The organism is Rhodoferax ferrireducens T118, assembly GCF_000013605.1.
GTDB lineage: Bacteria > Pseudomonadota > Gammaproteobacteria > Burkholderiales > Burkholderiaceae_C > Rhodoferax > Rhodoferax ferrireducens.
Map to the genome: position 1 here is coordinate 3,793,207 of NC_007908.1, position 13,914 is coordinate 3,807,120.

Consider the following 13,914-nt stretch of genomic DNA (forward strand, 5'->3'; position numbering starts at 1 on the left):
CGCTTACGCCGCACTGCTATCCGATGCCTTCCAAAAACCAACGTCGGCAATGGCTCAGATCAGATCTTTAAAAGCATTCGCCGAACACTCATCGCTGCGCGGTAATAACTGACCAACACGTCTTCGAGTGACTGCAGTTGATCATTTGATTCGGGCACGACCTTCAGCAAAAATAGCGGTCTGCGGCGCTTCTCCAAGGCGGGCATGGCCGCGGTACATGCCTTCCGTATTGAACGGAAAGCTCAGGTGGCCCTGGGCATCAACTGCGATCAAACCACCTCTACCGCCAAGGGCGGCCAGGGTTTTCATGACCACTTCGTGCGCCGCAACATCAAGCGTTTGGCCCCCATAGGCCATACGGGCGCAAATGTCATAAGCCACAACGCCACGGATGAACACCTCACCAGTGCCGGTGCAAGAAATGGCGGCTGTGCGGTTGTCGGCATACGTGCCAGCGCCGATCAGGGGCGAATCTCCGACTCGACCGCAACGCTTGTTGGTCATGCCGCCGGTTGACGTTGCAGCGGCCAGGTTGCCATGACGATCAAGCGCAACCGCGCCAACGGTGCCCAGCTTGCTGCTCTCAAGCAGTGGCGCTGCCAACGTGTTTGAGGCACGAAACACCAGGGCGGCACCGTCATGATCCATCATGCTTTTGTCCGTGGAGAGTGCGTGTTGCAGTTGTGTGCGTCGCGCGTCGGTAGAGAAAAACGCGGGGTCAACCAACTCCAGGCCGCAGGCTTGTGCAAAAGCTTCAGCACCGGCTGCCACCAACAGCACATGCTCACTGCGCTCCATGACGGCACGGGCGGCACGCAGGGGCCGGCGCACCCGGCTCACACATGCCACGGCACCGGCGCGCAAGGTCGCTCCGTCCATGATGGCTGCATCGAGTTCGTGCGTTCCCTCGTGGGTGAAAACAGCACCGTAGCCGGCGTTAAAAGATGGCGATGACGGCTTTGGATTCAATCGTCATGATCGATCTCTTCATTCACCGCGATGAGAACACCTTCGCAACCATCCTCAATGACGTCGAGCACATGCTCAAAGTCCTGCGGCTGGCCGTAGAACGGATCAGGCACATCCTGGCTGGCTGGGTCGCTGCAATATTGCGTGAAGTAGTGAAGCTTGTCATGGTATTTTTGCGGGCAGCTCAGGCGCAGCAGCAGCAGATTGCTCTCTTCCATCGCAAGAATCAGATCAAATCGTTCAAAGTCATCCGCATGCAATAGCCGTGCTCTGAGACCGGAGAGGTCATAACCCCGGCGCATCGCGTGTTTCTGTGCATGAAAATCGACCGGCTCTCCGGTGTTGAAGTCATGGGTTGCTGCCGAAGCCACCCTCACCTGATCAGTCAGCCCATGCTGGATCGCCTTCTGGCGCAGGACTTCCTCAGCCGTTGGGCTGCGGCACAGGTTGTCAGTGCAGACAAGGAGTATTGAATACGTGCTCATGTGGAAAAAGGGCTGTTAGGTGGTTGTGGTAGCGATTGTCCGGCAGAATCGTCACCCCCGACGCGCGTGACTTTGGTGGCTGCCGCTGGACGAGCCGCCAGCCCTTTCATGATTTGCTGTGACAATCACGCCCATGTTTTTACTCTTTGAAGAAGCCGGAAAATTTATGGCCGGTCGGGTGCTGTCTGAAGCGGAGACGTCTGCGCAGGTGGAATTGGACAGCGGCAAACGGGTCAAGGTGAAGGCCGCCAACTTTTTGCTTAAATTTGAGAAACCAACGCCAGCGCAGTTTGTGCTGGAGGCGCAGGCGCTCAGCCAGACGATCGAGCTGGAGCTGGCCTGGGAGTTTGCGCCGGAAGAAGAATTTGGTTTTGCCGACCTGGCGCGCGACTATTTTTCACTGCACGCCACCTTAAGCGAACAGGCCGGCATGCTGGTGCGCCTGTTTGAGGCGCCGCATTACTTTCGCCGCGCGGGCAAGGGGCGTTTTCGCAAGGCCCCGGCCGACATCATCGCGCTGGCCCTGGCCGCGATCGAGAAAAAGAAACTGATCGCGCAGCAAACCGAGCAGTGGGTCGCCGAGCTGAGCCAGGGCAGTTGCCCGCAGCCGATCCGCGACCAGCTTTACAAAATCCTGTTCAAGCCCGACAAAAACGCGCCCGAGTACAAGGCGGTGGTGGAAGCCTCGCGCGCCACGCATCTGGGGCCGCTGGAGTTGCTGATCAAAGCCGGTGCCATCGATTCACCGTACCAGTTTCACTGGAAGCGCTTCCTGCTGGAGAACTTCCCCAGGGGCGTGGGCTTTGCCAAGATCGATGCGCCACTGATCAAGGACGAGTTGCCCCTGTCACCAGCGCGGGCATTTTCAGTTGACGACTCGGCCACCACCGAAATTGACGACGCGCTCTCGGTGCAGGGCCTGGGCACCGGCACCGTGCGGCTGGGCATCCACATTGCGGCGCCCGGGCTGGCGTTTCAACCCGGCAGTGCGATTGACCAATTGGGCCGCAACCGCCTGTCCACCGTCTACATGCCGGGCTACAAGATCACCATGCTGCCCGACGAGGTGGTGCAAAACTACACCTTGATGGAGGGACGCGACTGCCCGGCGGTGTCGCTGTATGTGACGCTGGACGAAGCCACGCTGGAGATCAAGAGTACCGAGACGCAACTGGAGCGGGTGCACATCGGTGCCAATCTGCGCCATGACCAGCTGGACGCCATCGTCACCACCGAATGGCTGGAAGACCCCGGCTTTATGCATGAAATGGACCCCCAGCCCTTACAGCATAAGCGTGAGCAGCTCTCATTTTTATACCGCTTGGCGAATGACCTGAAAGCCAAACGCGAAGTGGTGCGGGGCAAACCGGAGAACTTCAACCGGCCCGATTACAACTTCAAGCTGGTGGGCAATGACGGGGCCGAGCCGCAGGGCACCGAGCAGGTGCAGATCAGCACCCGCCAGCGCGGCGCGCCGCTGGACCTGATTGTCTCCGAGGCCATGATTCTGGCCAACAGCACCTGGGGCAGCTGGATGGCGGAGCTGGGGGTGCCCGGCATTTACCGCAGTCAGGCCTCGATGTTGCCGGGCGTCAAGGTGCGCATGGGCACCCGCTCCTTGCCCCATGCCGGCCTGGGTGTCAAAAGCTATGCCTGGAGCAGCTCGCCGCTGCGCCGTTACGTCGACCTGGTCAACCAGTGGCAAATCATTGCCTGCGCCCGCCACGGTAAAACCGCCGCCTTGGCCGCGCCCTTCAAGCCCAAAGACGCCGAGCTGTTTTCGATCATTTCCGGCTTTGATGCCGCCTACTTTGCCTACAACAGCTTTCAGGGTGCGATGGAGCGCTTCTGGACGCTCAAATACGTGCAGCAGCAAGGCATTGTCGAAATTGAAGCCACGCTGTTCAAGGACAACCTGGTGCGCGCCGACCACCTGCCGCTGGTGCTGCCGGTGATGGGTGCGCAAGGCTTGCCACGCGGGGCCCGGGTGCGGGTCAAACTCGGAGACATTGACGAGGTGTCGCTGGACGTGCATGGCACCGTGATCGAGCGGCTTGACCTGCCGCTTGAGACCGAGGCCGAGATCGAGGCCGACGAAGAAGACGATCTCACGGTCGCCGGCCCGATTGCCATTGCCGTTGACATGAGCGAGCCCGCCGCCGACAGCCTTGAAAATGGCAGCAACCCGGCCCAGGCCGCCGCCGACAACCCTGCCCCGTGAAGCTGTCATCCCTCAGCCCGCTGCAGTTGGCGCTCGGCGCCTCGATTGCCGTGCACGCCGCGCTCTTGACGGTGCGCTTTGTGGATCCGCAGGCCTTCAACCGCGTGTTTGAAGACACCCCGCTGGAAGTCATTCTGGTCAATGCGCGCACCCAGGAGCGCCCCGACAAGGCACGCGCCATTGCCCAGGCCAACATGGCCGGTGGCGGCGACGCCGAGCGCGGCCGCGCCACCAGCCCGCTGCCGCCCGCGCTGATCTCGGAAACGGGCGACGACACCGAGGATCAAACGCAGCGCCAACTGCAAAACATGCAGGAACAACAAACGCTGTTGCTGGCTCAGGTGAAAAGCATGCTGGCGGCGCTGCCGCCCGCCGACCCGCGCCAGGCCAGCGCGTCGCCCGAGCGCGCCGAGCGCGAACAGAAACGCCGCCAGCTGATCAGACTGCTGGCCGAGATTGAGCGGCGCATCAACCAGGAAAACGCCCGCCCCAAAAAGCGCTACATCAGCCCGGCCACCCGGGAGGCGGTGTACGCCATCTACTACGACCACCTGCGCCGCGCCATCGAAGACAAGGGCACACAGAACTTCCCCGAGCTGGCGGGCAAGAAGCTGTATGGCGAGCTGGTCATGTCGGTTACCGTTAATTTTGACGGGCAGATTCTGACCACCCGGATCGAGCAAAGCTCGGGCAACCGGACCCTGGACCGGCGCGCTGAGGCCATTACCCGCAGTGCGGCGCCGTTTGGCGCCTTTTCCGCCGCCATGCGTCGCCGGGCCGACCAGATCGTGGTGATCTCGGCCTTCAAGTTCACGCGCGACGAGACACTGGAAACCCGGCTCACATCCCAATGAATGCCGGTTAAATCAACTCACAGGCCAAACAGCTCAACCATGTCTCTCGATCTTTATTGCGTCATGGGCAATCCGGTGGCCCACAGCCGCTCACCCTGGATTCATGCCCGCTTTGCCGAACTGACCGGGCAGGCCATGCACTATGGCAGGCGTCACATTGAACTGGACGACTTTGCGCTGGCGGTGCAAACCTTCATCCAAGAGGGCGGACGCGGCTGCAACATCACCGTACCGTTCAAATTTGAAGCCGCCGCGCTGGCAACCCACACCAGCGAGCGGGCCAGCCTGGCGCAGGCGTCCAATACCCTGACGTTCCAGCCGGGCCAGATCCTGGCGGACAACACCGATGGCGCCGGACTGGTCGACGACATCCAGCAAGGCGCCGGGTTTGACCTGCAGGGCAGACGCCTGCTGCTGATCGGCGCCGGCGGTGCTGCCGCGGGCGTGCTCGGGCCCCTGATCCTGGCGCGACCGGCCAGCATCACCGTGGCCAACCGCACGCTCCCGAAAGCCACTGCCCTGGTTGAGCGCCATGCGGCACTGGCAACGCTACAAGAAACAGAGCTACTAACGCATGATCTGCGCGGACTGCAGGGCAGTTTTGATGTGGTCATCAACGCCACGATGAGTAGCCTGAGCGGCGCCGGTGTGCCGGTGGCGGGCAGCACATTGAGGCCCGGTGGCCTGGCCTACGACATGATGTATGGCCCTGCCGCACAAGGCTTCATGACCTGGGCGCGTGAACACGGCGCGCTGCCACGCGACGGCCTGGGCATGCTGGTGCGGCAGGCGGCCGAGTCCTTTTTGATCTGGCGTGGTGTGCGCCCGCCCGCGCAGCAGGTACTGGCCGAATTGCGCGCCGTCATGCAGCCCTGAAACAGGGATGCCTTGGTAAAATCAGCCCGTGCTGCAACAACGAACCCTCAAATCCCTGACTCACGCCGTTGGCGTGGGCCTGCACAGCGGCCAGCGCGTCGAAATCACCCTGCGGCCCGCGCCGCCCGATACCGGCATCGTGTTCCGCCGGGTGGATCTGCCGCAAGTGGTGGAGATTGCCGTCTCGGCCACCGCTGTCTCTGACACTACCATGGCGTCCACCATTGCCAGTGGCAACGTCAAGGTGCACACGGTCGAGCATTTGATGTCGGCCTGCGCCGGCTTGAGCGTTGACAACCTGTATGTTGACATCACGGCCGAAGAAGTGCCGATCCTGGACGGCTCGGCCGCCTCCTTTGTGTTTCTGCTGCAAAGCGCTGGCATCGTGATGCAAAACGCACCACGGCGTTTTGTCCGGCTGACCCAGACGGTGGAGGTGCGCGAGGGCAGCGGCGCGACTGAAAAATGGGCCCGCCTGGCGCCCTACCATGGCTACCAGCTCAGTTTTGAGATTGACTTTGACCACCCGGCGGTGGACGCCACCGGCCAGCGCGTGGTGTTTGACATGAGCAGCGGCTCGTATGCCAAGGACATCGCCCGTGCCCGCACGTTTGGTTTTACCAAAGACGTGGAAATGATGCGCGCCAAGGGTCTGGCGCTGGGCGGCGGCCTGGACAATGCCATCGTGATGGACGACTACAAGATCCTCAACGCCGAGGGCTTGCGCTACGACGACGAGTTCGTCAAGCACAAAATCCTGGATGCCATGGGCGACCTCTATCTGCTGGGCAAGCCCTTGCTGGCGAACTACAGCGCGCGGCGTTCCGGCCACGCCCTCAACAACCTGCTGCTGCGCGAGTTGCTCAGGCGCACCGATGCCTGGGAAGTGGTCACTTTTGAAGATGCCGAGCGCGCGCCTCGCGGCTTTGCGCAACTGGCACCGGCCTGGTAAGGCAAGGCCCCACCATGCTGCTGATGCGCTGGCTCATCCTCTTGCTGCTGCTGGGCGCCGTGGTGTCGTTTGCGTTCTATGCGGCCACGGGTGAGCCACGCTTCAAACGCTACGGCTTGCTGATCCTCAAATGGGTGCTGCTGACCGGCTTTGGCTTTTTTGCCGTGCTGATACTGGAGCGGCTGGCCTAAGCCGCCAAAGCGCTTGCAGCAAGGGGCGGCGGCCAGTGCAGCCGCGCGGCCCTTCAGCGCGTGACCACCACTTTTTGGTACAGGCCGCCAAAAAAGGTCTGCTTTTCGACCTTGGCCACCGGGATGTCAGCGGGTAGCCAGTCGGTGATTTCGCCGCGCCACATATCCATCGCAAACGGTTCCAGCGTGGTCAGAATCGGCACCATGATGTAGCGAAACGGATTGACCGCAACGGGACGGTGGTAGTCCACAAAAACAAGCTTGCCACCGGGTTTGGTCACGCGCAGGGCCTCGGCGATGGTTTTATGCCGCGCCTCGACCGGTTGCTCGTGCAGCAGAAAAAACACCACCACGGCGTCACGGCTGGCGTCTTCAAACTGCATGTCGGTGGAGTCCTGCCGCTGCACCGTGACCTGGCGGCTGTCTTTGAGCTTGGTGTGCAGATTGGTGATCTGTACCGGCGCCACATCAATCACGTCCAGGTGACCGTTCGGGCCCAGGCGCTTGACCAGATACTCGGTGAAGTTGCCATAGACGCAGGCCACCTGCAAGACCTTGCCGTCGATCACGCTGCCCAGCTCATGCAGGGCCGCGTCGCGCAGACGGGCAAAGTTGCCCCACAAAATCAGGTTCACCAGCCACTGGCGCTCAAACACGCGCACAGCGTTCGGATGCACATAAGCCCACCAATAGGTTTCCTGCAGATATTTGGGAACCGGCACCGCTGCAAACGAAGATTCAGCCTGCAGCACGGCCAATGCCGATTCAGCGTCGGCCAACTTTGGAAATTCTTTGGGACTCACAAATAGTCAACCTTAAACAAAGCCCCACCAGGGGAATTCAAGCCCCAGTCGAAAACGAGCGGGATGAAACAGGTCAGAGGAAAATGCCTCAGAAACGAAGACGGCAGGTCACGATGGAAATCACAAGGCCTGCCGCGCCCCAAATATATATCAAGATCAGCGACTGCGCCCGGCCTTGTACTTGCCGCTGCCCGCGCCCATCACACCATCGGCTTGCGCCAGCCGGGCCAGGGCCTTGGCCGCATGGGCGTGCGTAATGGCCAGCCCCAGCGCGTCGGCGGCGTCCGGGCCCGGCAGACCCGGCAGGGCCAGCAAGCGACGCACCATCTCCTGAACCTGGCTTTTGTCGGCGCGGCCATAGCCCACCACCGCCTGTTTCATTTGCAGCGCGGTGTATTCAGCCACCGGCAAATCGCCAGAGACCAGCGCCGTGATGCAGGCGCCACGCGCTTGCCCCAACAGCAAGGTGGATTGCGGGTTGACGTTGACAAATACGATCTCGACCGAGGCGCACTCAGGCTGGTAGCGCGCCACCACCTCGCGGATGCCATCAAACAGCACCTTGAGCCGCGCCGGCAGCTGGCCTTTGTCCAGATGCAGGGTGCTGATGGTGCCGCTGGCAACGTAGGTCAGGTCAGCGCCCGCGACGTCAATCACACCAAAGCCGGTGGTGCGCAAGCCGGGGTCAATGCCGAGGATTCTCATTTTTTGTTGATACTAATTTAGTAGCTGCTTGTGCTTATTTGACGGGGGCTATAGCCTAATTCGGCACAAAACGTTGCTAGGCCATGTCATCAAACGAACGCGCATGGTCACGGCGAATCCATATGAGAACGAGGCGTTGTTTCTTGGCCGATCATGTCATTTGCTCAAAGCTTGAATTCGCCCGCAGAGTCCATTGAAAACGCCCCGCAAGCACAACTGCCTGGCGGGGCGCAGATCACCTCAAGCTACTGAGTCGGCGACTCTTATTGGCTCTGCACTGACTTGGACAGACCAAAACGGCGACCAAAGGCATCTATCCCCTGGAGCCAGACCCCTGCGCTGCTAACCGTTCCGGTTGCCATTGGGCTACCCAAGCCAATCAAGGCACTGGTGGCCGTAGGCGAGAGGCTTTTCTCAACCCGCACGTAGGTATCGCCGGTTGTTGTATTCGCCCAAACATTTATATCCTTGGACTGAAGACCTGTTGGCATTGTCCAGCCTATGGCGACGCTCTTGTTGGCGATGACCGTGCTTGGGGTGAGTGGGCTTCCATCAATCGTGATGGATGCGATGCTCGGGAACATCGCGGCTGTGAGCGCGCTGGTGGCGTAGGGCTGTTTGGGCAGATGCAACTTGTAACCCGTTCCATTGAGGGCGTTGCCGCTGCCATCCTTCAGAACAATGGTGTATTCGCTGTTATCGACTGCTTGCGCAATGTTGACACACTGGGTTGTAACGGTTGCCGCACATTCAGGCACCAGATTGTCGCTGTACATGGAGTTGGACAGCTTCAGCCACGTATTTTTGACATCTTGGACCATGGTGATGCCGTTGCCCAGACCCGGTCCGGTGACCAGTGCCGAAACAACTGCTGTGTGGCCCGGTGTGCTGTTGTAGGCGAATGGATCTATCCAGATATTGATTCCGCTTTGCATGGATTGACCGTTGGAACCCGATGGCTGCATCGCTGACGGTAAAGTAATCCATTCATTGCGGCTGGCTTGGGCATAGATCGAGACATTAGCGATCATGCCGTCGCCTTGTACTTGCCAGACGTTATTCACCTTGACCATCTTCAGCTGAATTTTTTCGCCGAAATCAGCGGAATTGGAGCTGATGTCGGCCGTCAACATGCCAGAGGTACCCGCCGCATCAAGCTCAATGGCCACATTGCTGAATTTCAAACCGACCGCTTTTGACTGGGTAGACAGTTCGTCTGCAAACTGGGCAAAAGTTTGGCCACCCATCATGAAGTTGCTGGAGATGTCGAACACACCACTTGCCTCCATTGCTGCACGGGTGGGCAGGCCGGTGGCAAACAAGGCGGCGAAACCATTGAGCTTGGCAACGACCGCCTGCAAATCCGTCGCTGCCGTCGGGGTGATCCCGGTCGTGTTGCTTACCGGTGTCGTGTCGTTCTTATCCGCGGCATTGTCTGTCGCCATGACGGCCAGCGTCATGGCATTCTTGAGTGTGGCGATATTGGTGGTCGTATCGACCTCGACCTTGACCAGGTCCAAAACGGCATCCATGCCGGAGTGATCAGCCGCGAACGTAGTTCGCAACAGGTCAATGCTGTCGCCCACGCCCAGGGCCGTGAGTACCGGCTGCAGCTTGGCCTGCAGCGCAGTTTCGGCGGCGACCAGGTTGGCAGGCGTAATCAAGGAGCCAATCTGGTCAGAATGGGCGCCGTCCTTGAAATAGTTCTCGGCCATCTGGGCGGCAATGTTCGACACAATCAGGTTAGTAAAAGGTGTGACATTGACCGTGCCGCCCACATCCGCAACGGTGGCCGCGGAATAGTAGGTAACGCTGGTATTGCCCACCGTACCCGCCGCCTTCAACACAAAGGGGCCGGTCATGCCATTGACGTCGATCGAGTAGTGGCCATTGGCTTCGATATTGCCGCTTTTAGTGGCACCTTTGCTGTCGGTCACGATGACGGTACCGATCACAGCGGCGCCGCCAGCGACGGTGCCGGAGAGCAGCGCCGGAGTAACGATGGGGGCGCTCGAACCACCACCGCCACCGCAGCCAGCCAAAAACAGGCTGGCAATCGCACCGGTTACTGCAAGCACCTTGAAATTCGAAGTTACCATGATGAAACCCTTAAGTTGATAAAAAGATCCTAAATCGACACAAGACCATAAGTAGTGTAGGGATATTTTGATCCGTGTTCAAGTAACAGTCAGGGGCACCGTCAGGAGTTCTTGTTTTCTACACTGTTTAATCGCGACCAATGGGCGCGCGGCCAGGTGTTGGGCAATCATGCAGCTCTGCACCACCAGCGCCAGACAGAACACCAAAAATGCTTTTGTCTTGCCGTCGCGAGGGAAATCAAGCTGGCCTGCAGGGTGCAACGGCATCAGGGCAGTTCAGCGTTGTTCAGGCGGTTGACAATCACGTTGGCACGCCCGGCGATGTAGCTGGAGTTGGGCAATTTTTCAAAATACTTGGGGCGCGGCAGCATCACGGCCAGGCGCGCGGCTTCATAGGCGCTCAATTTGGACGCCGGTTTGCGAAAGTAGTGCTGCGCTGCGGCCTCGGCGCCAAAGACGCCCTCGCCCCACTCCACGTTGTTGAGGTAAATCTCCAGAATGCGCTGCTTGCTGAGCAAGGCCTCCAGCAGCATGGCCAGGACAAACTCCTGGCCCTTGCGCAGCAGGGTGCGCTCACCCGACAGGAACAGATTTTTTGCCAGTTGTTGCGTGATGGTGGAGCCACCGACGACTTTGGGGGCCCGAGCCAGCGGCTTGCTTGTCGTCGGCGCTGCGGCTTTTTTCTGGGTCGCTGGCGCTTTGGCGGCTTGGGCGGCCTGTTGCTTGGCCGCTTGCGCCTCGGCCTTGGCATTTTTTTGCCAGGCCTTCTCCAGCGCGTCCCAGTCCACGCCGTCGTGGTAGATGAAACTGTCGTCCTCAGCGGCGATCACCGCACGCTTGAGGTTGTCGGCGATCTGCGGGTAAGCCACCCACTGCTGACGCCAGCGCCAACTGCCTTTGTCGTGCCACTGGCGCCACACCTGTGAGCGCTCAAAGGCGGTGGACTGCGGGTCCACCAGCGTCATGGCGGCAATACGAACGACAAAATAGAGTTGCAGCGCCAGCAGCGCCGCCACCACCAGACCGAGCCAACGCAACACAGGCTTCATCGCCCGTCCTGCTGCGCCTGCCCCACCGGGGCAGCAGGCCCCATCAAAGCCAGCACGACCAGCACCTTTTTTGAGACCTCAATCCGCCTGCTTGCGCAGGAAAGCGGGAATCTCGAAGTCGTCCATGCCGCCGCTGGCCAGCGCGTCCACCTTGGCTGCGGCCTGCGTGCGGTCCGGCGGCCGGCGCCAAACGCTGGGCGTGGCCATCGCGTTGTAGTCGGGCTGCGCCCGGCCCGCATTGCCCGAACCGTTGGGCATCATGGCGGAGACATTGCCGTTGGTGCCGGCCGGATTGAAGCTGGGCACTTGAAACGGCACGTTGTCGGTGCCGGTGCGCAGTACCTGCAGCGGCGGCGCGGTGCGCCGCACGCCCTGGCGCGAGAGGCCCGTGGCCACGACGGTGACGCGGATTTCATCGCCCAGCTCGTCGTCGTACGCGGTGCCGTAGATCACGTGGGCGTCCGGTGAGGCGTAGGCACGGATGGTGTTCATGGCCAGCTTGGACTCGGACAGTTTCAGCGACCCTTTGGCAGCCGTGATCAGCACCAGCACGCCCTTGGCGCCCGACAAGTCGATGCCTTCGAGCAGCGGGCAGGCCACGGCCTGTTCCGCCGCAATGCGCGCCCGATCCGGCCCGGCGGCTATGGCGGTGCCCATCATGGCCTTGCCAGGCTCACCCATGACGGTGCGCACGTCTTCAAAGTCGACGTTCATCAGGCCCGGCACGTTGATGATTTCGGCAATGCCGCCGACGGCGTTTTTCAGCACATCGTTGGCATGGGCAAAGGCCTCGTCCTGTGTCACGTCATCGCCCAGTACGTCGAGCAATTTCTCGTTCAGCACCACGATCAGCGAATCGACATTGGCTTCGAGCTCGACCAGGCCGCTGTCGGCATTGGTCATGCGGCGGCCGCCTTCAAAGTCAAAGGGCTTGGTAACCACGCCGACCGTCAAAATGCCCATTTCACGCGCCACACGCGCAATCACCGGCGCCGCACCGGTGCCGGTGCCGCCGCCCATCCCGGCAGTGATAAACAGCATGTTGGCGCCCTCGATGGCGGCCCGAATGTCGTCAACCGCCACTTCTGCGGCTTCACGCGCTTTGTCAGGCTTGCTGCCAGCGCCCAGGCCGGTGGTGCCGAGCTGGATGCATTTGTGCGCATCGCTGCGACTCAAGGCCTGCGCATCGGTGTTGGCGCAGATGAACTCCACCCCTTGCACGCCGCAGTCAATCATGTGGCCGACCGCGTTGCCGCCACCACCGCCGACGCCAATCACTTTGATCTGGGTGCCCAGGTTAAAGGCTTGTTCTTCAATCATTTCGATAGGCATTTTTTGCTCCTTGGATTTCAATGGGTTGGATACTGCTGAAACTGTTCAAATTCTTGCTGGGTCGGACGCGCGGTTCTGAGGGCCGCCATCGCCATCGCTTGCGTCCGGGGGGACTGGCGCGGTTCAACCAGAGTTGGGTATTCATGGCTAAAAGTTCCCCACAAACCAGTCCTTGACCTGACCGAACGCGTTTTTCATGGAGCCATTTTTTTGTGCCACCTTGAAGCCGCGCAGGCGCGCCATGCGCGCTTCTTCGAGCAGGCCCATGACGGTGGCAGCGCGCGGCTGCGCCACCATGTCGGCCAGCGCGCTTGAATATTTGGGAATGCCGCGGCGCACCGGCTTCAAGAAGATGTCTTCGCCGAGTTCCACCATGCCGGGCATGACGCAGCTGCCCCCGGTGAGCACGATGCCGCTGGAGAGCATTTCCTCAAAGCCCGACTCGCGCATCACCTGGTGCACCAGCGAGAAGATCTCTTCCACCCGTGGCTCGATGACACCGGCCAGCGCCTGGCGGCTGAGCATGCGCGGGCCGCGGTCACCCAGGCCCGGCACCTCGACCTGGGCTTCGGGGTCGGCCAGCAGCTGCTTGGCGTAGCCGCTCTCGACCTTGATCTCCTCGGCGTCCTTGGTCGGTGTGCGCAAGGCCATCGCAATGTCGCTGGTGATCAGATCACCCGCAATCGGAATGACCGCTGTGTGGCGAATGGCACCGTTGGTAAAGATGGCGATGTCGGTGGTACCGGCGCCAATATCGACCAGCGCCACGCCCAGCTCCCGTTCATCTTCGGTCAACACCGACAGGCTGCTGGCGAGCGGGTTGAGCATCAGTTGCTCGACCTCCAGGCCGCAGCGGCGCACGCACTTGATGATGTTCTCGGCCGCACTCTGGGCGCCGGTCACGATGTGCACTTTGGCCTCCAGCCGGATGCCACTCATGCCAACCGGTTCTTTCACATCCTGGCCGTCGATGATGAACTCCTGCGGCTCCACCAGCAGCAGGCGCTGGTCGGTCGAAATGTTGATGGCCTTGGCGGTCTCCACCACCCGCGCCACGTCAGCGGCGCTGACTTCGCGGTCCTTGATGGCCACCATGCCATGCGAATTGATGCCGCGGATATGGCTGCCGGTGATGCCGGTGTAGACGCGGGTGATCTTGCAGTCGGCCATCAGTTCGGCTTCTTTGAGCGCCTGCTGGATGCTTTGCACCGTGGCATCAATATTGACCACCACGCCACGCTTGAGGCCGTTGCTGGGCGCCACCCCCAGGCCGGCGAGTTTGAGCGCGCCATTGGGCAGCACCTCGGCCACCACCACCATCACTTTGGCAGTGCCAATGTCCAAGCCCACTACCAGATCTTTGTATTCTTTTGCCATA

At 60.9% G+C, this 13,914-nt stretch carries 14 protein-coding genes; 5 read left to right on the plus strand and 9 right to left on the minus strand.

Annotated elements, in window-relative coordinates; all coding sequences use genetic code 11:
• Nucleotides 1–141: 141 nt before the first annotated feature.
• Both RFER_RS17260 and RFER_RS17265 read right to left on the minus strand, forming a co-directional pair.
• On the minus strand, nucleotides 142–969 hold the full coding sequence (locus RFER_RS17260) for an isoaspartyl peptidase/L-asparaginase family protein (RefSeq protein ID WP_011465681.1): 828 nt from the start codon (nucleotides 967–969) through the stop codon (nucleotides 142–144).
• Nucleotides 966–1,454 carry a low molecular weight protein-tyrosine-phosphatase gene (locus RFER_RS17265; RefSeq protein ID WP_011465682.1) on the minus strand — a complete coding sequence of 163 codons (489 nt, stop codon included), beginning with the start codon at nucleotides 1,452–1,454 and terminating at the stop codon, nucleotides 966–968. The genes RFER_RS17260 and RFER_RS17265 overlap by 4 nt, the downstream gene beginning before the upstream one ends.
• Before the next feature lie 133 nt (nucleotides 1,455–1,587).
• Here RFER_RS17265 and RFER_RS17270 point away from each other — a divergent pair, with 133 nt between their 5' ends.
• The 5 genes from RFER_RS17270 to RFER_RS24210 are packed head-to-tail and all read left to right on the plus strand — an operon-like array spanning nucleotide 1,588 to nucleotide 6,548.
• On the plus strand, nucleotides 1,588–3,675 hold the full coding sequence (locus RFER_RS17270) for a ribonuclease catalytic domain-containing protein (protein ID WP_011465683.1): 2,088 nt from the start codon (nucleotides 1,588–1,590) through the stop codon (nucleotides 3,673–3,675).
• Nucleotides 3,672–4,529, plus strand: coding sequence for an energy transducer TonB (locus RFER_RS17275; protein WP_011465684.1), 858 nt, complete (start codon nucleotides 3,672–3,674; stop codon nucleotides 4,527–4,529). The genes RFER_RS17270 and RFER_RS17275 overlap by 4 nt, the downstream gene beginning before the upstream one ends.
• 39 nt (nucleotides 4,530–4,568) lie before the next feature.
• Complete coding sequence (aroE, locus tag RFER_RS17280; protein WP_011465685.1) at nucleotides 4,569–5,405, plus strand: shikimate dehydrogenase; 837 nt, start codon at nucleotides 4,569–4,571, stop codon at nucleotides 5,403–5,405.
• Nucleotides 5,406–5,433: 28 nt separating this feature from the next.
• Nucleotides 5,434–6,357: a UDP-3-O-acyl-N-acetylglucosamine deacetylase gene (gene lpxC, locus RFER_RS17285; RefSeq protein WP_011465686.1), complete on the plus strand. Its 924-nt coding sequence runs from the start codon at nucleotides 5,434–5,436 to the stop codon at nucleotides 6,355–6,357.
• Between the two features lie 14 nt (nucleotides 6,358–6,371).
• Nucleotides 6,372–6,548 (plus strand): hypothetical protein, encoded by a 177-nt coding sequence (locus RFER_RS24210; protein ID WP_011465687.1) that lies wholly within the window; start codon nucleotides 6,372–6,374, stop codon nucleotides 6,546–6,548.
• 53 nt (nucleotides 6,549–6,601) lie between these two features.
• On the opposite strand, the gene rquA is transcribed toward RFER_RS24210, so the two are convergent.
• The 7 genes from rquA to ftsA form a co-directional block, all read right to left on the minus strand.
• Complete coding sequence (gene rquA / locus RFER_RS17290; RefSeq protein WP_011465688.1) at nucleotides 6,602–7,351, minus strand: rhodoquinone biosynthesis methyltransferase RquA; 750 nt, start codon at nucleotides 7,349–7,351, stop codon at nucleotides 6,602–6,604.
• Between the two features lie 156 nt (nucleotides 7,352–7,507).
• Nucleotides 7,508–8,056, minus strand: coding sequence for a crossover junction endodeoxyribonuclease RuvC (gene ruvC / locus RFER_RS17295; protein ID WP_011465689.1), 549 nt, complete (start codon nucleotides 8,054–8,056; stop codon nucleotides 7,508–7,510).
• Nucleotides 8,057–8,319: 263 nt separating this feature from the next.
• Nucleotides 8,320–10,155, minus strand: coding sequence for a hypothetical protein (locus tag RFER_RS17300; protein ID WP_011465690.1), 1,836 nt, complete (start codon nucleotides 10,153–10,155; stop codon nucleotides 8,320–8,322).
• Between the two features lie 78 nt (nucleotides 10,156–10,233).
• On the minus strand, nucleotides 10,234–10,422 hold the full coding sequence (locus RFER_RS17305) for a hypothetical protein (RefSeq protein ID WP_041790919.1): 189 nt from the start codon (nucleotides 10,420–10,422) through the stop codon (nucleotides 10,234–10,236).
• Nucleotides 10,422–11,204 (minus strand): transglycosylase domain-containing protein, encoded by a 783-nt coding sequence (locus tag RFER_RS17310; RefSeq protein ID WP_011465691.1) that lies wholly within the window; start codon nucleotides 11,202–11,204, stop codon nucleotides 10,422–10,424. Before RFER_RS17310 ends, RFER_RS17305 begins: the two co-directional genes overlap by 1 nt.
• Before the next feature lie 78 nt (nucleotides 11,205–11,282).
• A complete protein-coding gene (gene ftsZ, locus RFER_RS17315) occupies nucleotides 11,283–12,536 on the minus strand; it encodes a cell division protein FtsZ (protein WP_011465692.1) in 1,254 nt (417 codons plus the stop codon).
• A gap of 147 nt (nucleotides 12,537–12,683) precedes the next feature.
• Nucleotides 12,684–13,913 carry a cell division protein FtsA gene (gene ftsA / locus RFER_RS17320; RefSeq protein WP_011465693.1) on the minus strand — a complete coding sequence of 410 codons (1,230 nt, stop codon included), beginning with the start codon at nucleotides 13,911–13,913 and terminating at the stop codon, nucleotides 12,684–12,686.
• Nucleotide 13,914: the final 1 nt, after the last annotated feature.